Source organism: Veillonella nakazawae (assembly GCF_013393365.1).
GTDB classification, from domain to species: Bacteria; Bacillota; Negativicutes; order Veillonellales; family Veillonellaceae; genus Veillonella; species Veillonella nakazawae.
Genome location: NZ_AP022321.1, coordinates 477433 through 503848, shown reverse-complemented (window position 1 = coordinate 503848; position 26416 = coordinate 477433). Strand labels below are relative to the sequence as shown.

19 protein-coding genes and 3 tRNA genes are annotated in these 26416 nt (G+C 39.0%); 1 reads left to right on the top strand and 21 read right to left on the bottom strand.

Annotation, left to right across the window (positions count from 1 at the left end; translation table 11 throughout):
• Positions 1-387: 387 nt before the first annotated feature.
• The 6 genes from VEIT17_RS02210 to VEIT17_RS02185 form a co-directional block, all read right to left on the bottom strand.
• Positions 388-6732, bottom strand: a complete 6345-nt coding sequence (locus VEIT17_RS02210; RefSeq protein WP_178884567.1) for an ESPR-type extended signal peptide-containing protein — start codon at positions 6730-6732, stop codon at positions 388-390.
• Positions 6733-7198: 466 nt separating this feature from the next.
• Positions 7199-8242, bottom strand: a complete 1044-nt coding sequence (locus VEIT17_RS02205) for a 5-oxoprolinase subunit C family protein (protein WP_420031274.1) — start codon at positions 8240-8242, stop codon at positions 7199-7201.
• Positions 8223-8963 carry a 5-oxoprolinase subunit PxpB gene (pxpB, locus tag VEIT17_RS02200; protein ID WP_178884563.1) on the bottom strand — a complete coding sequence of 247 codons (741 nt, stop codon included), beginning with the start codon at positions 8961-8963 and terminating at the stop codon, positions 8223-8225. The genes VEIT17_RS02205 and pxpB overlap by 20 nt, the downstream gene beginning before the upstream one ends.
• 74 nt (positions 8964-9037) lie before the next feature.
• Positions 9038-10234: an NRAMP family divalent metal transporter gene (locus VEIT17_RS02195; RefSeq protein WP_105090248.1), complete on the bottom strand. Its 1197-nt coding sequence runs from the start codon at positions 10232-10234 to the stop codon at positions 9038-9040.
• Positions 10235-10406: 172 nt separating this feature from the next.
• A complete protein-coding gene (locus VEIT17_RS02190) occupies positions 10407-11177 on the bottom strand; it encodes a LamB/YcsF family protein (protein WP_178884561.1) in 771 nt (256 codons plus the stop codon).
• Positions 11178-11448: 271 nt separating this feature from the next.
• Positions 11449-13653: an ATP-dependent Clp protease ATP-binding subunit gene (locus VEIT17_RS02185; RefSeq protein ID WP_178884559.1), complete on the bottom strand. Its 2205-nt coding sequence runs from the start codon at positions 13651-13653 to the stop codon at positions 11449-11451.
• 518 nt (positions 13654-14171) lie between these two features.
• On the opposite strand from VEIT17_RS02185, the gene VEIT17_RS02180 reads away from it, so the two are divergent.
• Complete coding sequence (locus VEIT17_RS02180) at positions 14172-14576, top strand: type II toxin-antitoxin system death-on-curing family toxin (RefSeq protein WP_024064465.1); 405 nt, start codon at positions 14172-14174, stop codon at positions 14574-14576.
• A 198-nt stretch (positions 14577-14774) separates the two neighbouring features.
• Here VEIT17_RS02180 and VEIT17_RS02175 read toward each other — a convergent pair whose 3' ends face one another.
• The 15 genes from VEIT17_RS02175 to VEIT17_RS02105 all read right to left on the bottom strand — a co-directional run bounded on the left by VEIT17_RS02175 (position 14775) and on the right by VEIT17_RS02105 (position 26350).
• A complete protein-coding gene (locus tag VEIT17_RS02175; protein ID WP_178884557.1) occupies positions 14775-15647 on the bottom strand; it encodes a DUF2806 domain-containing protein in 873 nt (290 codons plus the stop codon).
• A gap of 64 nt (positions 15648-15711) precedes the next feature.
• Positions 15712-15788: transfer RNA gene (locus VEIT17_RS02170), tRNA-Arg, on the bottom strand.
• Between the two features lie 105 nt (positions 15789-15893).
• Positions 15894-15967: transfer RNA gene (locus VEIT17_RS02165), tRNA-Gly, on the bottom strand.
• Between the two features lie 11 nt (positions 15968-15978).
• Positions 15979-16055 (bottom strand) — tRNA-Pro (locus tag VEIT17_RS02160).
• 262 nt (positions 16056-16317) lie between these two features.
• Positions 16318-17523: an NAD(P)-dependent malic enzyme gene (locus tag VEIT17_RS02155; RefSeq protein WP_119208415.1), complete on the bottom strand. Its 1206-nt coding sequence runs from the start codon at positions 17521-17523 to the stop codon at positions 16318-16320.
• Positions 17524-17789: 266 nt separating this feature from the next.
• Positions 17790-18572: an adenosylmethionine decarboxylase gene (gene speD / locus VEIT17_RS02150; RefSeq protein ID WP_060924105.1), complete on the bottom strand. Its 783-nt coding sequence runs from the start codon at positions 18570-18572 to the stop codon at positions 17790-17792.
• Positions 18573-18655: 83 nt separating this feature from the next.
• Positions 18656-19153 carry a metallophosphoesterase family protein gene (locus tag VEIT17_RS02145; RefSeq protein WP_024066691.1) on the bottom strand — a complete coding sequence of 166 codons (498 nt, stop codon included), beginning with the start codon at positions 19151-19153 and terminating at the stop codon, positions 18656-18658.
• A gap of 66 nt (positions 19154-19219) precedes the next feature.
• Positions 19220-19795 (bottom strand): XTP/dITP diphosphatase, encoded by a 576-nt coding sequence (locus VEIT17_RS02140; protein WP_119208417.1) that lies wholly within the window; start codon positions 19793-19795, stop codon positions 19220-19222.
• A 1-nt stretch (position 19796) separates the two neighbouring features.
• Entirely contained in the window at positions 19797-20552 is a 756-nt protein-coding gene (gene rph / locus VEIT17_RS02135; protein WP_178884555.1) for a ribonuclease PH, read from the bottom strand.
• A 174-nt stretch (positions 20553-20726) separates the two neighbouring features.
• Entirely contained in the window at positions 20727-22157 is a 1431-nt protein-coding gene (locus tag VEIT17_RS02130; protein ID WP_178884553.1) for a histone deacetylase family protein, read from the bottom strand.
• Entirely contained in the window at positions 22147-23856 is a 1710-nt protein-coding gene (locus VEIT17_RS02125; RefSeq protein WP_178884551.1) for a hydantoinase/oxoprolinase family protein, read from the bottom strand. Before VEIT17_RS02125 ends, VEIT17_RS02130 begins: the two co-directional genes overlap by 11 nt.
• Positions 23857-23919: 63 nt before the next feature.
• Positions 23920-24570: a coenzyme F420-0:L-glutamate ligase gene (locus VEIT17_RS02120; protein ID WP_005387981.1), complete on the bottom strand. Its 651-nt coding sequence runs from the start codon at positions 24568-24570 to the stop codon at positions 23920-23922.
• A 12-nt stretch (positions 24571-24582) separates the two neighbouring features.
• Positions 24583-25122 carry a hypothetical protein gene (locus VEIT17_RS02115; protein ID WP_005387979.1) on the bottom strand — a complete coding sequence of 180 codons (540 nt, stop codon included), beginning with the start codon at positions 25120-25122 and terminating at the stop codon, positions 24583-24585.
• Positions 25123-25134: 12 nt separating this feature from the next.
• Entirely contained in the window at positions 25135-25938 is an 804-nt protein-coding gene (gene murI / locus VEIT17_RS02110) for a glutamate racemase (RefSeq protein ID WP_178884548.1), read from the bottom strand.
• Positions 25931-26350, bottom strand: coding sequence for an acyl-CoA thioesterase (locus VEIT17_RS02105; RefSeq protein WP_005387975.1), 420 nt, complete (start codon positions 26348-26350; stop codon positions 25931-25933). Before VEIT17_RS02105 ends, murI begins: the two co-directional genes overlap by 8 nt.
• Between the last annotated feature and the right edge of the window lie 66 nt (positions 26351-26416).

Below are 26416 nucleotides of genomic sequence, written 5' to 3'. Positions count from 1 at the left end.
TTTGGATATTTACTATTATCTCAATTATGCATAGAGCATGCTTAAACACGCAGTATCATCATAATTCATTTATAATTCACCTTAATTAGTTGCATGTATTTAGTATTTTTATACGTTTTATTGAGAACGACAAAATTAAAGAGTGTATTATAAAAGTAGTCCATTTTTTCTAAAATATGCACCATTTATGCAGTATATTCTGTTTAATTGATTATTTTATTAATCATTAAACTATAATTTTCAGACTATTTTATTTTTCAGATATAGCTTTAATAAACTATTTTTGTTTTCATACTAAAAAGAGCCTCCTCTTTCGAGGAAGGCTCTTTCTAGTTTTACATATCCATTCACGGGATATACATAGTTCTAACTATATGTACAATATGATTATGCTTTATTTGCCAATAATTGGTTAACTGCTGCTTTCAACGCATCAATTTCAGATTGTTGTTGTTCAAGCTTGGATTTATACTCTTCATTTTGGGAACGCAAGTGACTTACTTCATCTTGCATTACGTAGATAGAGCTGATAGGACCAGCTTTATAACGTTCTGGAATCGCATCTTTTCTATCACGGCTACCACCAAATTTATGAGTTACACCAGCATTAATCATGTTATGGCTAGAACCAAGTGTAACACCAACATTGAACATAGTATCTTCAGTTTTGTAATGAGCAAGACCGATTGCACCAGCTGTTTCACCACGGTAGTTACCAATACCAGCCATGATTTGTGTTGGTTCCAATGGATCGTATTGGATTGGTTTCAACGCTGCCATAGCTGCCGCATGAGCACCAACACGTTGTGTTTCAACGCCTACGCGATTAATAGCTTCTTGTAAGCCTGCTTGTGCGCCTTTCAATTGACTAACGTTTACTGCATCTGTGTCAGCTGTACCAGGTGCTACACCATGAATTTGGTTGCCACCATTGTTCAAGCCGTCTACAGTAAGGGATACAGGGCTAGCTGCAGCGTTTGCAGGGTTAATAGTCATGCCTGCACCATTAACTGTTGTAGCGTTACCAGCTGCATCTTTTACAGTTGTACCAGCAGGAGTGATCTTAGTGGATGGACCATTTTCATCACCTACAGTTACACTGTTAAGACCTTTCACGTCTTTAGCTAGGCTATATGTGAAAGTAGTACCGTCTTGTTTAACTTCAAGGTTATCACCAGCTTGGAATTTAACAGTATCTCCACCTTGTACTTTTTCAACAGTACCGCCAGCTGCAGTTACATTCCATGCAGATAAATCTTTAACTTGTTGTTTACCAGCATCTGTTAAGTTGCTCAAGTCTTGGTTTGCTGCATTATCGATTTTAGCTTTTGTTGCATCATCGATTTTAACAGTTACATCTTCACCATCAGCTACAGTTGTTAAGCCGTTTTCGCCTTTGATGTTAAATTTCACATCGCCTGTGCTCAAGGATTTTTTATCAGTAGAACCAGTGTTACCACCTAAGGAAATCTTACGACCGATTGCTTCTGTGTTTTTATCAATCTGAGCTTTGTTTTTCGCAATATTATCAGCATTTTTACCAATGTTAGTTTTATTTTCCGCTACTTGATCATCAACTGCTTTCAATTGATCTTCAGTTGCCGCACGACCAGATACAGGTTGTGTTTTACCTGGAACCCAAGTTTTATTAGTCAAGCCTGTTACTTCTGGAGTTTCTACACCATCAGTTGCTTTTACTTTTGGAGCTGTAATTGTGTCATTAGCAGTTACAGTATCGAATGTTACATCTTTCTTAGTTGCAATTGTGAAGTCTTTACCATTTTGAGTAATGGAGATGTTATCACCATCGATGAACTTAACTGTGTTACCACCTTCAACTTTTTCAGCAGTACCATTGTTAGCCACTACATTCCATGCGGATAAATCTTTAACTTGTTGTTTACCAGCATCTGTTAAGTTGCTCAAATCAGTATTTGCTGCGTTGTTGATTTTGTTTGCAGTATCATCATCTAACTTAACAGTTACATCATCACCATTAGCTTCAGTAACGATACCGTTTTGCCCTTTAATATTGAATTTCACATCGCCTGTGCTCAAAGATTTTTCATCAGTAGAACCAGTGTTACCACCTAAGGAAATCTTACGAGCAATAGCTGTTGTATTTTTATCAATTTGTTCTTTATTTGCTGCAATATTATCTTTGTTAGCTTTAATAGCATCAGCATTCTTAGTGATGTTAGCTTTATTTGCTGTTACTTGATCATCAACGGCTTTCAATTGATCTTCAGTGGCTGCACGACCAGATACAGGTGTTGTTTGACCTGGTACCCAAGTAGTATTTGTTAAACCACTCACTTCTGGAGCTGTAATTTTTTGGTTTGCTGTAACGTTATCGAAGGTTACATCTTTCTTTGTGGCAACAGTGAACTCTTTACCATTTTGTGTAATGGTAACATTATCACCATCGATGAATTTAACTGTATCGCCACCTTGAACCTTTTCCGCAGTACCGTTGTTAGCTACTACATTCCAAGCTGCTAAATCTTTAACTTGTTGTTCACCAGCTGGAGTCAAGTTGCTCAAGTCTTTATTTGCTGCGTTGTTGATTTTATCTTTTGTAGCATCGTCCAATTTAACAGTTACATCTACGCCATTAGCTGCAGTAGTAATGCCATTTTCACCTTTAATATTGAACTTCACATCACCTGTGCTCAAAGATTTTTCATCTGTATCACCATCATCACTGCCTAAGGAGATTTTACGAGCAATAGCTGTTGTATTTTGGTCGATTTTATCTTTGTTTGCAGCAATTTCTCTTGCATTGTTTGCAATATCGCCAGCATTTTTATTGATAGCAGTTTTGTTATCAGCAATATCACCAGCATTTTTAGCAATATTTGTTTTGTTTGTTGCAATATCACCAGCATTTTGAGTGATATTGTCTTTATTAGCTTTAACTTGATCATCTACAGCTTTCAATTGGTCTTCAGTTGCTGCACGACCAGATGTAATGTTATTTGGATCCCAAGTTTTATTAGTTAAACCAGTTACTTGAGGCGTTTCCACACCAGTTGTAGCTTTAACTTTTGGAGCTGTAATAGTGTCGTTAGCCGTTACCGTATTGAATGTTACATCTGGCTTAGTAGCAAATGTGAAGTCTTTACCAGATTGTGTAATAACAATGTTATCACCATTGATGTACTTAACAGTGTCGCCACCTTTAACATCTTCAGCAGTACCATTGTTAGCAACAACCTTCCAAGCCGCTAAATCTTTAACCTTTTTCTCACCGTCTGGAGTCAAGTTGCTCAAATCTTGGTCAGCAGCGTTATCGATTTTTGCTTTTGTAGTATCATCAAGTTTAACTGTTACATCGTCACCAGAAGCAACAGTAGTAAGACCATTATCGCCTTTCACATTAAATTTCACATCAGCTGTGCTTAAAGATTTTTCACTCGTTGTACCAGTGTTACCACCTAAGGAGATTTTACGAGCGATTGCTGTTGTATTTTTATCGATTGCTGTTTTATTATCAGCAATATTTTGTTTATTAGTAGCTACTTGATTATCAACTTGTTTCAATTGATCTTCTGTAGCCGCACGACCAGCAACTGGTTGTGTTTGACCTGGAGTCCAATCTCTATTAGTCAAGCCTGTTACTTGAGGTGTTACCACGCCTGTTGTAGCGGTTACAGTTGGAGCTGTGATACCTTGAGTAGCTGTAATATTATCAAATGTTACATCTTTCTTTGTAGCAATTGTAAAGTTTTTACCAGCTTGTGTAATTTCGATGTTATCACCATCGATGAACTTAACAGTGTCGCCACCTTTAACATCTTCAGCAGTACCACTGTTAGCAACCACTTTCCAAGCAGCTAGATCTTTAACCTTTTGCTCACCTGCTGGATTCAAATTGCTCAAATCTTTGTCAGCAGCGTTATCGATTTTATTTTTAGTATCTGTATCAAGTTTAACAGTTACATCATCGCCAGAAGCAACCGTAGTTAAACCATCAGCACCTTTAACATTGAATTTTACATCGCCTGCGCTCAAAGATTTCTCTGCAGTAGAACCACTATTACCACCTAAGGAAATTTTACGAGCAATTGCAGTTTTGTTAGCTTCTGCTTTATCGTCTGTTTTCTTCAATTGAGATACATTGACAGCATCTTTATCATCTACACCATCAGCTACGTTAGTAACTTTCATATCACCGGCATTGATGCCTTTGTCGCCATCAATTTTTACAGTTGGATTGCCCGCAGCATTGTTAAAAGATGCACTGTTCAAGCCAGTAAGCTCTTTCTTCAAGGACACAGTGATATTTTTATCATTTCTAGCAACTGTAATATTATCATCGCCAGAGAAATCTACTTTATTACCTTTTTCAACGGTTGCTGTTGTCGCTTCACCATTAGCAGATAAGTTCCAACTGGAAGAACTATTAGCAACTGCTTGATTAATTGCATCAGCTACGTTTTGTGCATCTGCCATGCCTGCAGTTGCAGAAGCAACACCATTAGTTACAGTAATATCTTGTTTTTTACCAGCAATAGTAATTTTCTTACCATTAGCTGTAGTTGTAATATATGTATCGTCACCATTTACAGCTAATTTACTGTTAGCAAGGTTTACGTCACCAGAACCAGTGTCACCTGTGAAAGCAAGGTTTACACTCTTCAATTGTGCTACGTTGACTGCATCTGTATCAGCCGTACCAGCAGCTACATAGTTAATTTGACGAGTTTGACCTGTTGTACCAACAGCAACGCCACCCAATGTAGATGTTAACGTTGCACCAGTTAAGTTAGCATATGTATCAGTACGACCAGTATTAGCATTATAACCTGCTACACCAGCTGCAGTACTAGCAACAGACTTAGAACCTATTGCAACACCATCAGCAGTTGTAGCACTAGCACCATCACCAATAGCAATCGATTTAGCTGCACTTGCGTTAGATCTAGTACCGATAGCAATACCATCATTCTCTGATACTGAGCTTTTTCTACCAATAGCAATACTGTTATCTGCAGTGGAAGAGCTTTCTCCGCCAATAGCAATACTATAATCTTTAGTTGCATTGGCTAACATACCGATACCAACACCTGCAGTTCCAGCGGCCTTTGCCCTAGATCCCAATGCAGTAGAGGATGCACCAGATGCAGCAGTACCATGACCAATTGCAGTAGATTCAATATTGGAAGCTATCGCATCAGCCCCCAAAGCACTGGCATTGCCATCTGTTGCCTTAGCACCATGACCAACTGCCACAGTATCATCCTCGGACGCAATGGAGTTAGCACCTACCGCTGTAGCATTTGCCGATGTAGCTTGTGCTGATAACCCCAATGCAACTGTAGATCGACCTGTTGTATTAGCACCATCACCAATAGCTAGAGAGCTTGTTGCAGCCTTATCTGTAGATGCATTTGGACCAATAGCAATGGAGTTATTTGCTTTTGCACCAGTATTGTCTTTATTAGGAGTATCATTAGAATTAATCGATACATATTTATGTGAAAGTTCGTTTGCAATAGCAGCTAACTGAGAACCGTTGATTGCGTCGGTAGAGGTAGCACTTACCTCACCAGGAGCTACGTTTTTCAACTGACGTTCATAACCTTTTGAACCGAAGGATACAACGTCACCGGGTAAAGTATCTTTGCCACCTTCCCAAGAAGCAACTACACCACTTGGCAATGTATAGCTAGTTTGTTTTGTACCAGCTAAATCAGTAGTAGAGCCACCGCCTAATGCAATAGAATTATCTCGGTTTGCTTTCGCACCAGTACCGATAGCAACAGCATTTGTTACATCCGTAGTACCTGAAAGTCGAGTCTTGGCATCAGCCGCTGTACCAATTGCAATACTAGCATTACCAGAGTGAGCTTTCATACCAAGTGTAACACTTGCATGACCAGCATCTGCAGTAGTCCATCTAGGGTTCCCTAAATTTACACCTGTTAATTGTTGCACTGCTGTTTGTAAGTTTGCAGAAACAATATTACCAGTTCTAATATCTGTGTAATCAACCGTTCTACTATTTGCATTATCTGTATCATCGCCACCAATAACAATAGATGCGTCACCTTTAGCATATGTATTACCACCGATAGCAATACTTTGGTCGCCCTCTACAATAGCACCGTCATTATCAGCAGCACCACCACCAATGGCAATCCCTTGTTTACTATTTTTTACTTTTGCATTTGTACCAATCGCAATCGTAGTATTACCCTTAGCAGATGCTTTCAAACCAACAGCAACACTGGCCGTACTTAATGCGGCACCACTACTAGTAGAATATGCTCCGTTACCAATAGCAATACTATCGTTACTGTCAGCATTTGCATCGGTACCGATTACAACAACATTGAATTTATTAGACGTTGCACCTGTACCTATACCAACTGCATTTAAACCTGTAACACTGGCACCTTTACCTATACCAACCGCATTTGCACCTGTAACACTAGCACTGTTGCCTATACCAACTGCATCGGCACCTGTAACATTAGCACTTTTACCTAAACCAACTGCATTTGTACCTGTAACAGTAGCACCGTTACCAAAAGCGACAGATGCACCACCAGTAGTAGGAGGAACTTCGTTTACCGCAAATGCCACATTACCATTAGTCATAGCCAATGCCGCAAAGATACCAGCTACTACGATTTTCTTTTTACCACTATTATTCTTAGCGAATTCAGATACTACTACGTAGCAATTTTTGGATTTGTTCCAAACTACTTTAAAAATCTTGTTCATTCATTTCTCCTTTAAACTACTATAAAGCTCTCAAACTTCTATATAACAAATAATCTTAATTTTAAGTTTTTCGATATAGTGAGTATACCAAATTTTTCGATATGCTTGCAACCCCTTTTCACTAATATTTCATTTTTGGAATAGCTATTGCAAATACAGCAATAATGGGAGTTCTTTAAACCCCTTATAAAATAAAACCTAATAATTGGGGTGATTTTATACCATAATTTAGAAGAGAAGATGAAATTAAACTCACATTTTAACTTTTCCCATATAAATATAATTGATAAATTACAAAAATAATTGTCAAAACGCCTTATATAGCTACACTCTAATAACCCCACCTGTTTTACAGTACTATATTTCATTAAATTTTTATAAATTAGCATTTCAGTTAAATGGAGATAAATAGGCAGCCCAAAACAAAAATAACGTCTAAAGAATAATCTCTTTAGACGTTATTTTTTTATATGGCATTATTTAATTTAAATATATAAGCACTTTGTTCATGTGCTAGTTTGATACGTTTCTGTAATCGTTCTATATACGCTCGGTATATATCTTGCGCTTCGTCAATAGACACGATATTAAAGTTAATCCCATCCCCTACCGGCAATTGGCTAAGCCGTGGTAGGTCTGCGGTAATGATAGTGCCTATTTTTGTATAGCCCCCTGTTGTTTGGCGATCTGCCATGAGGACAATGGGATGACCATTAGAAGGCACTTGGATAGAACCAAATACGGCACCATCAGAAATAATATCTGCACTGTCTACGTGTTCAATTTCAGGACCATCTAAGCGAAAACCCATACGGTCACATTCTACAGTCAGTGTATAGATGTTATCACTAAAGGTCTTGATTCCCTTCTCGGTGAAATGTTTTGCCTGATCACCTAATACAACGCGTAACGGTTCATGACATTCACGGCCCCCACGGTTATATAAGGCGGTATTGAATAGAGTATGCCCTTCACCACGGTAATCGCAGACATGCACTTCATCTCTGGTAAACGCTTTGATGCCAAGTTCATCACCTTTTTGTAACGGACGACCTTCTAGTCCCCCAATTTTCGCCTTTGTATGGGTCGATACACTGCCGTTGATTCTTGGCACGTCGATACCTCCAGAGAAAGAAATGTACATGCGCACGCCACATTGGCTAAAACCGCCGGAAATGACATCGCCGTCGTGACATACAAATGGAATATATCTCGGTACTCGCACACTATTGATGGTTGGTTCCATGTCGGCTCCTGTGAAAGCAACGATACATGTGCCTTTCACGGTGAGTGTAGGCGGCAACAATGTGCACTCTAAGGCACCTGCCGTTTCTACATTACCTACCAGCGCTTGCCCCAACAGATAGCTTTCACTATCCATAGGACCTGCTACAGGCATACCATATTGTTGGAACCCAACGCGACCTTTATCTTGAATGGTGGTGTACATGCCAGGTGCATTTACGTAGATAGATAATTTATTAAACTCATTAATAGCCACGCAACTCACCTACCTCTACTTCATACATGGATGGCGCATAGTCCGCCCCCAATGCTTTAATACGATTATATTCCGCTTCATCTATCGGCACATAGCGCACATAGTCGCCAACACTCAATAGCGCCGCTTGTTCCTTAGACATATCATACATGGTTACCGGTGTACGGCCAATGATTTGCCATCCTCCTGGAGAGTCAGATGGATACGTGCCAGTTTGTTCCCCTGCAATGCCTACAGAGCCTGCAGGTATCAATGTTCTTGGTGAGGACAAACGAGGCGTTGCAATGCGTGGATCCATGCCGCCCAAATAAGTAAAACCAGGAATGAAGCCAAGCATATATACCAAGTAATCAGTACCACTATGAATGGCTAGAACCTCATCTTCAGTTAGATTATTATGAGAGGCTACAAAACCAAGGTCTGGACCAAACTCACCACCGTACACGGTAGGAATTTCCACGACGGTAACAAGTTCATTAGCATTATCTGTTACAGTCTGCTCCAATGTAGGCTCAATGATGTTACACAATTCTGCATAGGAGTATATCATAGCATCATATTGCAAAAGCAATGCACAATAGGTAGGAACTAATTCAATGATTCCCTCTAGATTCAGCTCTTGAATTCGCTCTATCGTTTGACGAATATGTCGATTAATCTTTGGATCGATGACTTGACCAAAATCAATAGAGATAGCGCAATCCCCTACAGGTGAAATTATAGGTTTCATAGGTATCTCCTTCCTAAAACCAGAAAGAACCATTACCTTCAAACGAAAATAATGGTACTTTCATAATTATCAAATTAACCAAGTAATTTAGCAATGCCTTGTAAGGATGTAACGCCGATGTAAGCTGTTACAAGTACTACAATCCATCCTGTATAGTATAACAGTTTATTATGTTTGTAGTCCCCTACGATTTCAGATTTATGAGTAGCAAATAGCATTACTGCCAATGTAATCGGCAAGATTAAGCCGTTTACGGAGCCAGCCAAAATCAACAAGGATGCTGGTTTACCAATGAAGATCAAAATACATGTAGAAACGAAGATAAATGTCATAATAGTCAATTTCTCATTGCGTTCTACCACTTTGAACAATGTTTTTAAGAAGGACACGGATGTGTACGCTGCACCTACTACAGATGTTAAGGCTGCACAGAAGAACACGATACCGAATAATTTATGACCGATTTCACCAGCACCAAGAAGGAATGCAGAACCAGCTGGATCTTTAGGGTCTAGTGCATAGCCCATAGACACAACGCCCAGAACCGCTAAGAATAACAAGATACGAACCACTGCATCTACGGACATACCCATGAAGGCTGCACGACGTACATCTTTCAAATGTTCTTGACCAGTAATACCCGCATCAATGAGGCGGTGACCGCCAGAGAATGTAATGTAACCACCTACGGTACCACCGATAAGGGTAATAGTTGCAAGCCATGGATAATGCGTCGGTGCCACCGCATGAGTAGCCGCTTCAGCCACTGGCGGATTTGTAGAGAATGCTACATAGCCAATCAATACTAGCATAACAGTACCAAGAATTTTAGCTGTGTTGTCTAGTACACCCCCCATTTTTGGAGAGGCGAACAATAGAATACCAAGGATACCACTAATAGCCGCTGCAGTCGTTGTATCAATACCAAATACAATATTTAGGCCCATAGACGCGCCCCCAATGTTACCGATATTGAACGCAAGGCCCCCAAGAGAAATCAAGAATGCTACGAAATAGCCAAGTCCTGGCAATACTTTATTTGCAATATCTTGACCACGCATTTTAGATATACCAATGATGGTCCACACATTAAGCTGTGCAATAATTGAAAAAATAACAGACACAATGATGGCAAACGCAAAGTCTGCTTTTAAATCATTCGTAAACGCCGCCGTTTGTAACATAAAGCCCGGCCCAATAGAGGACGTGGCCATCAAGAAAGCTGCCCCCAAGAGGACAGATAGACTTGCTTTACCTGAAATTGGTTTCATAAAAACCTCCACACAATAATTTATTAACGATCTATTACGTATTTACTATTTACTACATATTTACTACATATTTACTACATATTTACTATTTATTACGTATTCACTATGTATTACGTATTCACTATGTATTACGTATTTGCTATGTATTGCTTATTTTCTAATGACCGTTTTACTATTTACGGTTTTGAAAATTAGCCACTGTAACACCCGCTTTTGTAAGGCCTTCACGAATGTAATTTGTGAAAGCTATCGCTTCAGGGTTATCGCCATGGACGCATACGGAGTCAGCTACAATATCAATAGTATTTCCTGTATTAGTAACAACCTTGCCGTCTGTAACCATCATGAGAACTCGTTCAAGAGCCTCTTGAGGGTCTTTTATGAAAGCGCCCGGCTCTGTACGAGGTACCAATGTACCTTCGTCAGTATAACCACGATCAGCAAATACCTCTTGAATAACAGGAATGCCTCGGCATTGTGCTTCTTTTGCAATATAGCTACCGCTCAATACCATAGCTGCAATATTAGGGTTTACCGCTTGTAATCCATCTAGTACAGCATCTGCTAATGCAGGAGTTACACATGCAGTATTATAAAAAGCACCGTGTAATTTCATATGTTGCAATGTAACGCCATAGCTATCACAGAAGGCTTGCAATGCACCAACTTGATATATCATATACGCTTTTGCCTCTGCAGGGTTCACTGCCATTGCACGACGACCAAAGCCCATTAAGTCAGGATACCCAGGATGAGCCCCTACGGCTACGCCCTTCTCCTTGCACATGCGAACTGTAGCATCCATAATGAGAGGATCCCCAGCATGCCATCCACAGGCAACATTAGCACTTGTGACGTGATTTAACACTTCACCATCCATGCCTAATGTGTAGTTGCCAAAACTTTCACCTAAATCACTATTTAGATCTACATAATGTGACATCAATAATCTCCTCCCTTTCTTCATCTCTTTTTTAAATTCTATAGAATATTGAATTTATAGATATGATTATACTAAATAAATCGATATATTAGCAATGATTTTTATCATATATACAAAATTTCTTTATTAATACACATATTAAAATGCATATTAAGACACAAAAAAGCACCCCACGTTATGTGGGGTGCTCTCAGTATCAATAGGTCTATCATTAGTTTGTATATGGAGAGAGTTGTAAGGGATTCATTAGTTAGTGTCGATAGCCTATCGATTATTTATTATCCTTGGATGCAGCATCATCAGCTTGTTTGCTGTCGTCTACAGCTTTATCATCTGCAGATTTATCATCAGATGTATTAGCAGCATCTTTGTCACTAATTACAATGTGACCATCCTTCATATCAGCAAGCAAGTGTTTTGCATCGATGTGATCCAAGTAGAAATCAGTTACATTATCGCGGATTTCAGATTCGATAACACGACGTAATGGACGAGCGCCCATAGTTTTATCGTAACCTTGTTCCATCAATAATTCTTTAGCTGCTTCAGTTACATCAAGAGTGATTTCTTTTTTAGCTAAAGTTTTATTTACTTGATCAAGCATTAAATCTACGATTTGTTTCAAATCTTCTTTTTTCAATTGATTGAATTCGATAACTGCATTGAAACGGTTTAAGAATTCTGGACGGAAGAATGGAGCGATACGATCCATTACATCTACTTTGTTTTCATCGTCATTATCTTGACCATAGCCAAAGCCTGCATTAGATGTAGCAATGATAACAGTATTTTTGAAGTTTACGGTGTTACCTTGACCATCTGTTAAGCGACCATCATCCAATACTTGAAGAAGCAATGTAATAACTTGAGGATCTGCTTTTTCAATTTCGTCGAACAATACGATGGAGTAAGGATTACGACGAACACGTTCAGTCAATGTGTTGGAGTTATCTTCGTAACCAACATAACCAGCTGTAGCACCAATCAATTTGGAAACTGCTGTGCGATCACTGTATTCGGACATATCCAAGCGGATGATAGCATCTTTGTTACCGAACATATCAAGTGCTAATTGTTTAGCCAATTCTGTTTTACCAACACCAGTAGGACCTACGAATAAGAAGCTACCGATTGGACGGTTACCTTCGTCAAAGCCTGCACGGTTACGACGGATTGCTTTAGATACAGCTTCTACTGCTTTATCTTGACCGATGACATGAGCTTGTAAACGAGATTTCATGTCTTTCAAGCGTTCAATATCGGATGCACCCATTTGAGATACAGGGATACCAGTCATTCTTTCAACCGCTTCCGCTACATCGTTAACTTGAGCCACTACCTTTTGGTTTTCAGTATGGTTGTCGATTTCTTCTTGTAATTTTTGAATACGCATCTTTTCATTAATAGCGGATTCGTAATCTTCTTTTTGAGCAAACTCTTCTTGTTTTGCTTTAGCCTCTGCAATATCTGCTTCTAATGTTTTAATATCAGTTACAGGATGTTGGGAAGCCAAGTGAGCTGCTGTTACATCGATCAAGTCGATAGCTTTATCTGGTAAGCTACGTTGAGGGATGTATTGTACGGAATAATCTACAGCTGCTTTCAACACTGCATCTGGCAATTCAATGTTATGATGCGCTTCGTACAATGGGCGAATGCCTTGTAAAATTTTGAAAGTATCTTCTGGAGATGGTGCATTTACCTTAACTTCATTGAAACGACGAGCAAGAGCTGCGTTTTTCATGATTGTGTTACGGTATTCATCTTGTGTTGTAGCACCAATAACAGTCATTTCACCACGGGACAAAGCAGGTTTCAAGATATCTGCTAAGCCTTTAGAGCCTTGACCATCACCTGTGGAACCAGCACCCAAGATTTGGTGGATTTCGTCGAAGAACAAGATAATGTTACCAGCAGCCTTAACCTCTTTAATAAGGTTTTGGATATTTTCTTCGAAGGAACCACGATATTGAGTACCAGCTTCCAAACCGGAAATATCAATGGAAATGATTTCTTTATTTTTAATAGCTGCAGGAACATCGCCATTAACAATTGCTTGTGCCAAGCCTTCTACTACAGCTGTTTTACCAACACCAGCATCACCTACGAGTACAGGATTGTTTTTAGTACGACGTGCAAGGATTTCTGCTGTTTCTTGGATTTCTTTATTACGGCCAATAACAGGATCGAGTTTACCATCACGAGCTTGTTGAGTTAAGTTTGTACCTAACTTAGCAAGGATACCATCTTGTTTCATTTTACCTTGTTGCGCAGCTTGAGCAGCTTGCATTTCTTCATTAGAAGGTAAACGACCAGTTTGACGATAGAAAGCAAACTCTTCTGGAGTCACTTCACGACCATTAATTTTATAACGACGGTTTTCTGTGGAATAACCACCCATGTTACCCATCAATTGATTAAACAAGTCGTTCATGCTACCGAAATCGCTACCAAAGTTATTAAAGTTGTTGTTCATATAAATTACCTCACTTTTTTACTACAAGTATATCTATTTGACTTTTTAAGTCTGTTTAATTTCTTGCTTTATTTCTAGGTTTCTTCAACCTTATGACATTATAATAATCTGATTAAGTCAAAAAGTCAATAGGTCAAAGATAAAATTTTGACTTTTTTTGACTTTTATTTTGACTAATCAGATTTATACAACAAAAATATAGATAAATACTGGGTTTATGAGAGATAATTAAATTTGAACTTTTAAAATATTTACTATAAATTAGATTGTTTATATTGATTTATTCCCTATATAATAGATATAAAAGTCAAATATATAGTAAATATAAAAGTCAAAAACACAGTAAAAGGAATTTAATTTATGATGTCAAAAGATCAGAAAATTACCGATTGCAAAACAAACCACAAACCCTCTATCATAACTAGTGATACTAATAAAGAGCTAAAAAAACAGATAAAAGACATCTCGCAACAAGTATTAAAGCGTAATTATGACCTATATAAAGCATTGGAGAATAAATGAGTACACCTAATATTCAACTCACTGTAGAAGATATCTACGAACTGCACAGAGAATTAGAAGATGCATTTGTCCTCTCTTCAGGAGTGCGAGATAAGAATCTTTTAGCGTCAGCTGTAAATACCCCATTTCAAACATTTATGGGGAGCGACTTATATCCATCTCTCTGTGACAAAGCAGCACAATTATGTTATGGTATCGCCAATAACCACCCTTTTACAGATGGCAATAAGCGAACTGCACTACACAGCATGTATGTGTATCTTATTATCAATGGTATTGATATTACCGCTTCACAACAAGAAGTTGAAAACCTAATTATCAATGTGGCCGCAGGAAATATGACAAATGTAGAACTAGCACAATGGTTGCGAAGGAATACTATAGAAATAAATATAAATTAGCGATCTACAAACTACGTACAGAGTTTTAAAAATTAGTACATGGCTAAAATATTTCTAAAGGGATGACATAATATAAATTACACCCCAAAAATTAGACATAATTTTGGGGTGTAATTTAATTTAAAATTCTTTTTGTTAAAGTTACCAAAGCAACTATCAAAAGCCATCATATATATTTATATTATTATAAATTAAGAATTATTTTACCTCAACAGCCACAGTAGGTACAATTTTAATTTCTAATTCATTATGGTTCTCTTCTAAAACTTCTTTAAATGAATATAAGATCTTATCATTTGTTAAAGAGCCAATTATTAATAATAATTGATAAGCAAATACAGTAAATGGGTACAATTCAATCTTTAGTGTTTGTTCTTTTTCCCCTATATTTTTCACTTGAAGCGTATGCTTATTAGACATACATAAATTAACCGTCTCATCCGCCAATATTTGAATTGACATAGTTAATCCTTGAGGTATCTTCAACAAACCATAATCCTCCAGCAACAATAAATCTTCATATTTAATATCATTATGCTTTAAAAAATCTTCATCCCTAGGAATAAAACAATTATTTTGTATTAATATGCTTTTATTCAATAATTCTTCCAGTAAACGTGCTTCTTTTGATGACATATTTTTTAATAGCTCTATAGTCTTATATGATATAGATTTAGGCGCATTAATTTCACTAGCTAATAGCTTAGCCCAAATCTCTTGCATCTCTTTATTACTAACAGTTCCGACTGCATCATAAAATTTAATAAACCAATCAAAATCAAATTTATGAATAGTATCATCTGTAGGTTTATCTTTGATATATTTATCAGCTATTACTGCAATCCCCTCAAAATTTGATGCTTTATAAAACTCGGTATATGTAATTAACTTATTATCTAGCAAAGTTTGTGCTATTTCACCAAGCTTAGCAATTTTTAGTTTTTCAAACTCAACAGCTTCTGTATTTTTCCTACAAAAAATAGTAGCAAAAATTCCTTTCGCTAATACCGTTACAATTGGGGTAGCAGGTGAGAGTGCCTGAACAATCGGAATCATACTATTTATATCCATATTGAATACTCCTATAAACCTATCAAAAACGGATAGCTCATTACGAGCTATCCGCTTATTTCTTTGGTGATCCAGGAGGGATTCGAACCCCCGACCCACGGCTTAGAAGGCCGTTGCTCTATCCAACTGAGCTACTGAACCATGTGGATTACCTATATATGTAATTATCTATTATAGTATAAATTATGTACTATGTATCGTCAACTGTGCTCTATTGCAGTTTACCCCAAAAAAGGCAAAAAAAAATGGAGCGGGTGAAGGGAATCGAACCCTCGCGACCAGCTTGGAAGGCTGGGGCTCTACCATTGAGCTACACCCGCAAATAAAAAAATGGTCGGAGCAGCAGGATTCGAACCTGCGACCCCCTGGTCCCAAGCCAGGTGCGCTACCAAACTGCGCTATGCCCCGTCATTAATTACTTGCTAATTATAGCAAACCTGGTAGTTGATGTCAACCACTACTCTTGCTGAGTTTTTACTCTGTTGAGTATCGCTCTGCAACGAAAATTATTATATCATTGATACAAATTAGTGACAAGTACTTTTTTACAACTTCATTAATTTTTTAAATTTTATTCATCTATATACAAAACATGCACCTCTTTCGAGGTGCATGTCATATTGTTCTATAGTTATTTTATGGTTATGCCAATGCTTTTACAGCAAATAGATTAACCTTCGTAGCTACCGTCTTCTACTACTTTAGGATTCTTAGCGATACCTTGTTTTACAGCAACTTCAGCAACTGCTTTTGCAACAGCTGGAGCTACACGAGGATCGAATACGGATGGCATTACGTTTTCTTCGTTCAATTCGCTATCTGGAATCAAGTTAGCCAATGCATCAGCAGCAGCTAATTTCATTTCGTCAGTGATTTTGGATGCGCGAACATCGATAGCACCGCGGAATACGCCAGGGAATACTGCTACGTTGTTGATTTGGTTAGGAGCATCGGAACGGCCAGTACCAGCGATGCGAATGCCAGCTGCTTTCATGTCAGCATATGTTGCTTCTGGGTTAGGGTTAGCCATTGCGAATACGATTGCATCGTCAGCCAAGTTTTCCAAGATGTCTTTAGTGAAAGCACCTGCTGCAGATACACCAAGAAGAATATCAGCACCTTTAGCATTTTCAGCCAAGTTGCCATGTTTTTCTTCAAGTTTAAGCAAGTCGATCAATTCAGCTTGCAAGGAGTCAAGACGTTTGTAATCTTTGTGCAATACGCCAGAAGATACTAACAATGTAATATCACGAGCGCCTGCAAGGTATAACAAACGAGCAATGTTTGCACCAGCAGCACCAGCACCGTTTACAATGATTTTAGCAGTAGCTAAATCTTTTTTAACTAAACGAAGAGCGCCTTTTACACCAGCCAAACATGCGATTGCAGTACCGTGTTGGTCATCATGGAATACAGGGATTTCCAATTCTTCTTTCAAACGGTTTTCGATTTCATAGCATTTAGGAGAAGAAATATCTTCCAAGTTAATGCCAGCAAAGTTTTTTTGCAATAATTTTACAGTGTTGATCAATGTATCAGCATCTTTTGTATCTACAACCAATGGAATGCAGTCTACATCGCCGAATTTTTTGAATAATAAAGATTTACCTTCCATTACAGGCAATGCTGCTGCAGCACCGATATCGCCAAGACCAAGTACACGAGTACCGTCGGATACAACGGCAACCATGTTGGAACGGCAAGTTAATTCAAAGGATTCTGCTTCATTATCTTTAATACGCAAGCATGGTTCTGCTACACCTGGTGTGTAAGCTACAGATAAATCATGAGCGTCTTTTAATTCATATTTTGTTCCTACAGTAAGGAAACCTTTTAATTCACGTTTCTTTTGTACAGCTAATTCACGTACGTCCATAATAATTCTCCTTTGTGGATAAACTCGGACTCTTTTGAGTCGGTAATTAATACCTTTAACTAATTGTATTATACAAAATGATATATAACAATTCAAGTTTTTTCGATATAGTTTTCCGAATATTTTAGAATTAAATTCAATTAATCTAATTTAGTAATAAAAATGATAATTAAATAAAAGTAGATAAGCCATATACGACTTATCTACTTTGGTACTATATACGTATTATCCGATAGGACACATAGCATACAGAATATATATTTTAGTTATGCTTTTACAGATGGCAAATTACGACCATAGAAAATTTCCATCATTTCTTGTTTTAACTGATGTTTAATTTGTTTGATTTCTCGTTCACTCAATTCAGATTCAGTAATACCAAAGAGATAGTTATCTAAATCAAATTCTTTTAACATCATTTTTGTGTGGAAAATATTTTCTTGATATACGTTTACATCAATCATGTTGTACATATTGCGAGTTTTTGCGTTGATGTAGTTTTGGATAGAGTTGATACGATGATCGATATAGATTTTCTTACCAGATACATCACGTGTAAAGCCACGTACATGGTAGTCCATTGTAAGGATATCGGAATCAAAGCTTTGAATCAAATAGTTAAGTGCTTTAAGGGGAGAAATCTGACCACATGTAGATACTTCAATATCGGCACGGAACGTACTAACCCCTTTGTGCGGATGGCTTTCAGGATAAGTATGTACAGTAAGATGAGATTTATCAAGATGCATGACTACATCTTCCTTTTCAATTTCCTCTTCAGAAATCAAAATCGTAACAGACGCACCCTGAGGGTCGTAGTCTTGTTTCGCTACGTTAAGGATGTTAGCACCGATAATGCGGCTTACTTCTGTTAAAATAGCTGTTAAACGATCTGCATTGTATACTTCATCAATGTACTGAATGTATTGCTTTTTCTCTTCTTCCGTACGAGTATAACAAATATCATAAATATTAAAACTCAATGTCTTTGTGAGATTATTAAAACCATATAATTTCATTTTAGGCTTTGCTTTAACTGGTGTATCCATGATATGTCATAACCCTTTCCATGCATAGACTTACTATTTTTTGAAAGCTTAACCCGTCGAGGCTCAAAGCTTTTACCATATAACTAAACAATATCTTGTTTATACACAAATTCTACACTAAACTGTCCATTATCGTAGGTAACGATAGCAAATGTACCGCCTGAGCGGTCACGAGCCAACGATATACTGCCGGGATTCACAAATACCGCATCACGAACACGAACCTCACCATGATGATGACTATGACCGGACACGATGAGTCGCGCCCCCATATCAGTGCCTAACTCAATCAGTTTTTGTATTCGATTATAATATGATACCTCATGACCATGAGTCATGTAAATATAGGTATCCTCTAGAGGAATCAACTGTTCCCGCGGTTCTAGAGGCTGTACACGGTCATTATTACCGCGCACTGCATACACAGGAATATCAGTATGTTCCTGCATATAGCGTGCATCATCACCATAATCACCAGCATGAAGCCACATATCAATTTCTTGGTCTGCTGTAGCCTCCAAGACAAGATCTATATCATCTAGATACCCATGAGTATCACTTAAAATACCAATTCGTTTCATTTTATAAGTTCTCTAATACTATTATATTACATATTTATATGAACTATACCATATAGTTCGAAAATATTAAAGCTTGTTAATTAATTTGCGTAAAGCACGGCCACGATGGCTGATGGTTTCCTTTTCTTCAATGCTAAGTTCTGCCATTGTCTTTTCAAATTCAGGTACATAGAAGTATGGATCATAGCCAAAACCATTGTCCCCTTTTGGCTCATCTTGAACAAGTCCATCACAATAGCCTTCAGCCGTCACTTCACGGCCATCAGGATATACGAGAGCTAAGGCACATACATAATGACCTGTGTGGTCACTTTTACCTTGCAGTTCGCGAATTAATTTTTCATTATTAGCTTGATCATCACCATGATGACCTGCATAACGCGCAGAATATACACCTGGTGCCCCATTAAGAGCATCTACGGTGATGCCAGAATCATCGGCAAGACATGGACGATTTGTTGCCTTTGCATAATAGTGAGCTTTTAAAAGAGCATTTTCCATAAAGGTTGTACCCGTTTCCTCAGGTTCCTCAATGGTAACAACCTCTTTTACCGGTATACAATCGATAGATAAATGAGAGAAAGCCTCAGAAAATTCACGAATTTTCCCTTTATTGCCTGTAGCTAATACGATTTGTTCCACCTTACACCTCCGGAGCTGTAGGATATACCTTACCTACTTTATCTGCTGTTGTGCCAAGTACTTCACGTTGTTTTGCCATGAGCTCATCTGTAGCAGCCTCTGCTAAATCAAGTAATGCATTGAGCTCATCACGGTTAAAGGTACCATGTTCGCCAGTACCTTGTACCTCAACCATATCACCAGAGCCGGTGCGCACCACGTTCATGTCAACGATAGCTGCACTATCCTCTTCGTAGCAAAGATCCGTAATAGGCCCCTCTGGACCAATACCTACTGAAATAGCAGCACAAAAATCGGTAATCGGGAATTTGCCTGCGCCACCAAAGGTGAAGTCCACCGCATCAACGAGGGCCACAAAAGCACCTGTAATAGATGCTGTACGCGTGCCGCCATCGGCTTGGATTACATCGCAGTCGATTGTAATAGAACGTTCACCTAATGCTTCAAGATCTACAACAGCACGTAATGCACGACCGATAAGGCGTTGAATTTCTACAGTACGGCCCGTTTGTTTACCCTTTGCAGCTTCACGGCTTACGCGAGTTTTCGTAGAACGTGGCAACAAGGAGTATTCAGCGGTTACCCAACCTTGGCCAGAACCTTTGAGCCAGCGCGGCACAGAATCCTCCACAGTAGCTGTACAGATAACCTTAGTCTTACCGCACTCAATGAGTACAGAACCTTCTGCATACTCTGTAAAATTCCGTGTTATTTTAATAGGTCGTAATTGACCTGCTGTTCTATTATCGCTGCGCATAGGAACCTCACCATTCTAAATCTAAACATTAGAACGCCCCTTACACAAAGGGGCGTTATCTTTTCTTATTATATCACAATTTAACTATTTTTTATCACTACGAATCAGATTATAGTTACCAATTCTAACACAGTATGGTTCATTACCAGGAGTCACAACTTTGAGAATCTACCACTATACCTCGTATTGTCCATCGCCAAGTGGATCTACCACAACATAACGGCTTGCACCGCCTTCTACTTTAGCCCGTTTGGCCTCTGTAATGGCATCTTGACGAGTTCCCTCATCAGCTTGCCAAGGAATGAACATGGCATAAACACTTTGTGGCCCATAGGGTCCATATTGGCCTCGTGAAAGTACACTATGCCAGCCCACCTTATCTTCATACATACGCACTTTTTCAAGACGCTCCTCTTGTACACCTGTTTCATCGTAGTACACATTGTAGCGGTTCGACCATATATCGCCTACACCAGTGCGTTCCTCTTCGGCCATCTTATGACGGTTAGCCCATTGTACCTTCCACTTAGCGATAAGGTCATCAATATAAGCGGTTACATTTTGGCTTTGCTTATATTTAACAGGGTCAAAGGCAGGTTCGACGACCTTGCTGTAATCAAGGCCTGCCATGGATAAAATAATACCAGTATTTACATATGGCAATGCTTCTTGTACGGAGTAACCACCTTCTAAGACAGCTATATCTGCTTGCAATAAATCTACAAGCTCAGCATAGCCCTTTGCGGTTACCTGCATATTAGCCAATAGATCGCTAAAGTGATTATCTTGCCCTGCAGAATTAATAACTATGTCTGGATTGAATTCTTCTAGGATTGGCAATACTAACTCACGCATAACCTTCATCAAGCCTTCGTCACCAGTCCCAGGTGGCAATGGGATATCTATATTTCCACCGATGGCTTGTGGACCACCAAATTCATCCATAAAGCCTGTGCCAGGATATAAGGTCCGTCCATCTTGGTGGAAACTAATGTATAGCGTATCTGGATCATGATAGAACACATCTTGAGAGCCATCACCATGATGTACATCTGTATCCACCACAGCAACCCGTTTAATACCATAGGTTTGACGCATATGTTGAATCATGACAGCTTCAATGTTAATGGTACAGAAACCACGAATACCATGAACCATGGCCATCGCATGATGCCCTGGCGGTCTTACTAAGGCAAAAGCGCGATCTACTTCACCGCGCATAACCGCATCAGCAGCGGCAATAGCACCACCTGCAGACACACGATGTGCTTCCGTTACCCAGGACTCTAAGTCAGGAGCGCCCACATGAACGCGCTCTATGGTATCCCAATCGGCCACGATAGGATTATATTCCACAATATTAGGTATATCTAATAAGCCTTCCTCAACGATTTGATCACGCGTATACAGCAACCGCTCTTGTCGTTCTGGATGAGTTTCAGAAATCTTCCAGTCAAAGGCAGGGAAAAACACTAGACCTAAACTATGCTTTGATGCATTTGTATCAGTATGTAACGTATCATCTACATTTGTATTAATACCTTTATTCATACCCGCATGTCCAAGTCCATGACGTTCACGATAGGATAAGCCTTTATTCCACATACTGTTTCACCCCCGCTGCTAGTTGTACTTTTACCATTATTAATCGTTCCATTGATTGCCAGCCCTCTACTACAGGGAAATCTTCTATACTAATGACCTCTATGTCTTGGTTTTTACCAAGGCCTAAACGCAATGCTTCTTCACTGAGAGCTTCTTTAGCTCGTTCCACCACTTGTTCTACTCGCTTCAACGTACAGGTTTGTTGTTTAATCCCTAGTTCAGGAATAACGAGTAAGCGTCGTTTTGTATCGACATGAACAGTGAGTTCAATAGTCGATAATGCTAGGGCTGCTCCGATAGCATTCGCCACCGCCGCATTTTCTGGTATGGTAATCGGTAAATCCATATATTTACCTATACTAGGTCCAAGGCTTGGCGCCGTTCCACCTACTACCACGATTTGAGCAGGCACAAAGACATCGGGGTTCACAATATCCGCTACTACATAGATAGGTCGTTTGTTTTCTGCCCTTACCACCTCATCGATGCCATGCTGAATTGTTTGCAACGCCTTATTTACGATTGATTGAGCAACGTCTGAAACAGTTACATCCTCTGCAAATTGTTGTTGAGTCTCAGTTGTATCTCCGTTTGTACTAGCATTTAGTCTATTAGCCAATACCTCCATAGCTCGTTCAGCTAATCCAACCTTACCATAACTCGCATAACCTAGTACAATGAGAGCATCCCCTAATGTAGGTTCTACACCTCCTAAAGCTACCGATGGGCCCACCCGTTCAGGTCCGACAGTAATTTCACCATCTACAATGCGAACGACAGATTCACCGCCAATACCAACAGAGGTAACGGCAAAGGAGCGTACCGCACTTGGGTATTCACGAATAGATACACCACTTTTAGTCATCAACGGTCTGCCTTGTTTCCACAAAGAAATATCTGTAGTGGTACCGCCAATATCTAAAGCAACTGTATGTTCATTCCCAATAGCTCCAAGAGCAGATAAGCCCAGTACGGTTGCCGCAGGTCCTGTAAAAGCGGTCTCTACTGGTCTACTCACCATATGTTCCATAGGTAAAGAACCTCCATCGGCCTTTAATATATGAAGTGGAGCCTTAATGTTTCGCACGCTCAACGCATCTTCTACATTCTTCTTAAATACTGTAAATACCGGTGTTACAGCGCTATTAAAATATGCACTAATAGTACGACGTGGAAAATTCAAAGAGCCGCTTAATAAGCTGCCATTAGAGATAGTATTATATCTATCTTTCAAGGCTTCTGTTATAGATAATTCTTCTTGAGGATTCCGTACCCCAAATTTAGCAGATACAGCAGCCAAATCTGTGCCACTGCGAGATTGTACCATTTCTGCTATATGTCGAACTGCATTTGTAGGTGTACGTTCCACCACAATACCTCTATGATCAGTATAGCCTTGAAGATAGATAGGATTTACAGGGAATATATCGTCCACATTTCGGCCAGGTCCCGTTACTACAAACAGGTCTACCACTTGCTCTTTCTCTTCCACGATGGTGTTTGTTACTACAGTAGTAGACAGCGTAACTTGATCAATATTTGTAGTATCACAATGTTGGAGAATTGCATCAATGGCCTCGCCTATGCCTTGCATTAAATTATCTTTGGTAGTCCGTCTTTTAGCAGATGCTACTACACGATGGCCATCGATGATGACCGCATCTGTAAAAGTACCACCTACGTCTAAACCTAGTAACATATGACCTCCTAATTAGTATAAAAAAAGCTGTACCCATCTCTATGTGATGAGTACAGCCTTCTGTTATTTACCAGATACAGATGCGTAATTTTTAATGATAACAATCGGAGTCATTTGACTATCATTACCAAATGGATTGTCAATTAACAATTGTGCAATTTTATTACCGTCAATACCACGGCTTGTACCTAACACAGCGGAACGTTTCAAGTCATTAACGTCAGCTACAACAGCGCCATAACAGCCTGTGCGTGATACGATTTTCTCAGCTACTTTATCTGGATCCTTTGGACCAAATACGATGTGCTTGTCGAATGGAGGCATTGTACCAGTTACATCATCTGTTAAAGATGCTGCACGAGCAATTGCATAGAATACACCTGGCTTGCGGAAAATCTTAGCAATAGCACCTAAAATGAAGGCACCCAATACTTTCCATTTACCATCTAGATTCATAGCGGATTGCATGCCATAAATGGATGCCATAGATCCATCTGGATGGATAAAGCGATTAATTAAACGAGCTTGCCAGCAAACATTTAGTTCTTCAGGACGTGTAAAACGACCTTGTGTAATAGCTACTACAGATTCAGCTACACATACGATATCTTCAGGTCCAATATTATGACCGCCAAATTCAACGATAGCATCCACGATGTCATCATTATCTGTAAGAATACGTGTTGGCACACATACTAACTCTAATTCTGCCATTGTTATGCCTCCTTATTGAACCAATGCTGCTTGAACTTCTTCAGCAGTCAAACGAATACGTTGTTTATCGATATGATAATCTGTACGGCCTACGATTTGGTAGTAAATATCGATGTCCATATAAGGGAAGCCCTTAATATCTTCACGAATATTGCCATTTTTACCTGTTAAGGTAACGAATACACGAATAGTACCACCTTTGCGAGGTTTGATAATAACAGCTTCAAAATAGCCATCATGACGAGGACGATTAATGTCCATAGCCCATGCATGTACTTTCACAGCATCAAAATGTTCCTCTGGCAACAATGGACGTGGGAATAAGTCCATAATTGTACCAAGTTGACGTCCTTTGTTCACAAATGGAATATCACAGAACAAGGTAATAGATTCAAAATTACGGTCAGATACTTGGAAGTTTGTTGCACGTTTTGGCAATAAAATAACCTTTTCATTACCTTGTTTCAATACGAACAAACGGAATAATAAATACAAAGCTGCAATAGCTACAATAATAGCTATTACTACACTTAGGATGTTATAAAACCACATAGGGCATCTCCTTTATAATGTAATATGTTCAATGCTGCGACGACTTGTATTAAGGAAAGAGGCGCTCAGCTTATCACCAAGCTCAATATCCTTTGTAAAATACAATGACACAGTACCCGCCGTTTTTTGAGGGTTAAATAAATCTTTACCCTCTAATCTGCGGCGAACAAGTTCACTCGTTTCAAAAGCAGGGTCGATGAATTGAATGCGCCCTGACGTTAGTTCCTCTAGCAAAGGTTGTACAAATGGGAAATGAGTACAGCCCAAAACTACGACCTCAATCTCTCTGGACAATAAAGGCTCTAGATATTCAGTACATACATCGCGTACAAAATGGTCATCTAAATGACCTTGCTCAATAAGGCCTGCCAATTCAGGACATGGTTGCTCCCATACGAGCACTTCATGATCAACTTCAAGGGCTACATGTTTATGAATATGACTATTCACAGTTGCTACCGTCGCCATGATACCAATGGTCTTGCTTTTGCTTTGACTAATCGCTGTTTTTACGCCTTGTGATACTCCAATAACGGGTACAGACACGCGTTCACGTACCGCATCAAGGGCTACAACAGTAAACGTATTGCAAGCAATAACCATCAATTTTACAGGCTGTTTTTCAAGAGCCTCTGCAATATGACAAGCTAAATAAGTAATTTCATCATCACTACGATTTCCCACCGGGTTATTCGCATTATCACCAATATAGATGAAGTCTTCGTTATGGAATTGTTCTTGTAAGACCTTTAAAACAGATAGCCCGCCTACACCGGAGTCAAACACGCCGATAGGCAATTGTTGTACATTACTCATTAGGCATCTCCTCAACAGCTGCTAACATAGGCTGATAAAAAGTATCGTCTAATCGCACAATTTTACCTGTTGATTTTGACATAAATGCATTCTTGGTCTCTCCCGTAGCTAGGAGCGCACCATCACTGGCACGGCGCATACGATAACGGAATATCATTTGAGCACGTGTCATCTTAACCAAATATGTTTCGATGTGAAGTTCATCATCAAAATTTGCTGGTTCTTTATAATTGCAAGATACATTCATGATAGGAAATACAATATCCTCATTCATCATATCCCACAAGGTTACACCGATTTGACGAAGGAATTCAATGCGTGCCATTTCAAACCATCTAAAATGATTACTATGGTGCGCAATACCCATCATATCGGTTTCGTAAAAGCGTACATTTACTGAAGCAATATGCATATATTTATCCTTTTTTTTCATAGAATACAACCTTCATTGTATATCTATTACTTTAGCGTGTCAAAT

What these genes read in the sequence shown, in the direction of transcription:
- VEIT17_RS02145 (WP_024066691.1), bottom strand. Translation starts at nt 19,153, where the DNA reads ATGAAACGAATTGGTATTTTAAGTGATACTCATGGGTATCTAGATGAT.
- speD (WP_060924105.1), bottom strand. Translation starts at nt 18,572, where the DNA reads ATGGATACACCAGTTAAAGCAAAGCCTAAAATGAAATTATATGGTTTT.
- murI (WP_178884548.1), bottom strand. Translation starts at nt 25,938, where the DNA reads ATGAGTAATGTACAACAATTGCCTATCGGCGTGTTTGACTCCGGTGTA.
- VEIT17_RS02155 (WP_119208415.1), bottom strand. Translation starts at nt 17,523, where the DNA reads ATGGACGTACGTGAATTAGCTGTACAAAAGAAACGTGAATTAAAAGGT.
- VEIT17_RS02120 (WP_005387981.1), bottom strand. Translation starts at nt 24,570, where the DNA reads ATGGCAGAATTAGAGTTAGTATGTGTGCCAACACGTATTCTTACAGAT.
- pxpB (WP_178884563.1), bottom strand. Translation starts at nt 8,963, where the DNA reads ATGAAACCTATAATTTCACCTGTAGGGGATTGCGCTATCTCTATTGAT.
- VEIT17_RS02190 (WP_178884561.1), bottom strand. Translation starts at nt 11,177, where the DNA reads ATGTCACATTATGTAGATCTAAATAGTGATTTAGGTGAAAGTTTTGGC.
- VEIT17_RS02195 (WP_105090248.1), bottom strand. Translation starts at nt 10,234, where the DNA reads ATGAAACCAATTTCAGGTAAAGCAAGTCTATCTGTCCTCTTGGGGGCA.
- VEIT17_RS02210 (WP_178884567.1), bottom strand. Translation starts at nt 6,732, where the DNA reads ATGAACAAGATTTTTAAAGTAGTTTGGAACAAATCCAAAAATTGCTAC.
- VEIT17_RS02130 (WP_178884553.1), bottom strand. Translation starts at nt 22,157, where the DNA reads ATGTGGAATAAAGGCTTATCCTATCGTGAACGTCATGGACTTGGACAT.
- VEIT17_RS02105 (WP_005387975.1), bottom strand. Translation starts at nt 26,350, where the DNA reads ATGCATATTGCTTCAGTAAATGTACGCTTTTACGAAACCGATATGATG.
- VEIT17_RS02175 (WP_178884557.1), bottom strand. Translation starts at nt 15,647, where the DNA reads ATGGATATAAATAGTATGATTCCGATTGTTCAGGCACTCTCACCTGCT.
- VEIT17_RS02180 (WP_024064465.1), top strand. Translation starts at nt 14,172, where the DNA reads ATGAGTACACCTAATATTCAACTCACTGTAGAAGATATCTACGAACTG.
- VEIT17_RS02115 (WP_005387979.1), bottom strand. Translation starts at nt 25,122, where the DNA reads ATGTGGTTTTATAACATCCTAAGTGTAGTAATAGCTATTATTGTAGCT.
- VEIT17_RS02185 (WP_178884559.1), bottom strand. Translation starts at nt 13,653, where the DNA reads ATGAACAACAACTTTAATAACTTTGGTAGCGATTTCGGTAGCATGAAC.
- VEIT17_RS02125 (WP_178884551.1), bottom strand. Translation starts at nt 23,856, where the DNA reads ATGTTACTAGGTTTAGACGTAGGTGGTACTTTTACAGATGCGGTCATC.
- rph (WP_178884555.1), bottom strand. Translation starts at nt 20,552, where the DNA reads ATGCGCAGCGATAATAGAACAGCAGGTCAATTACGACCTATTAAAATA.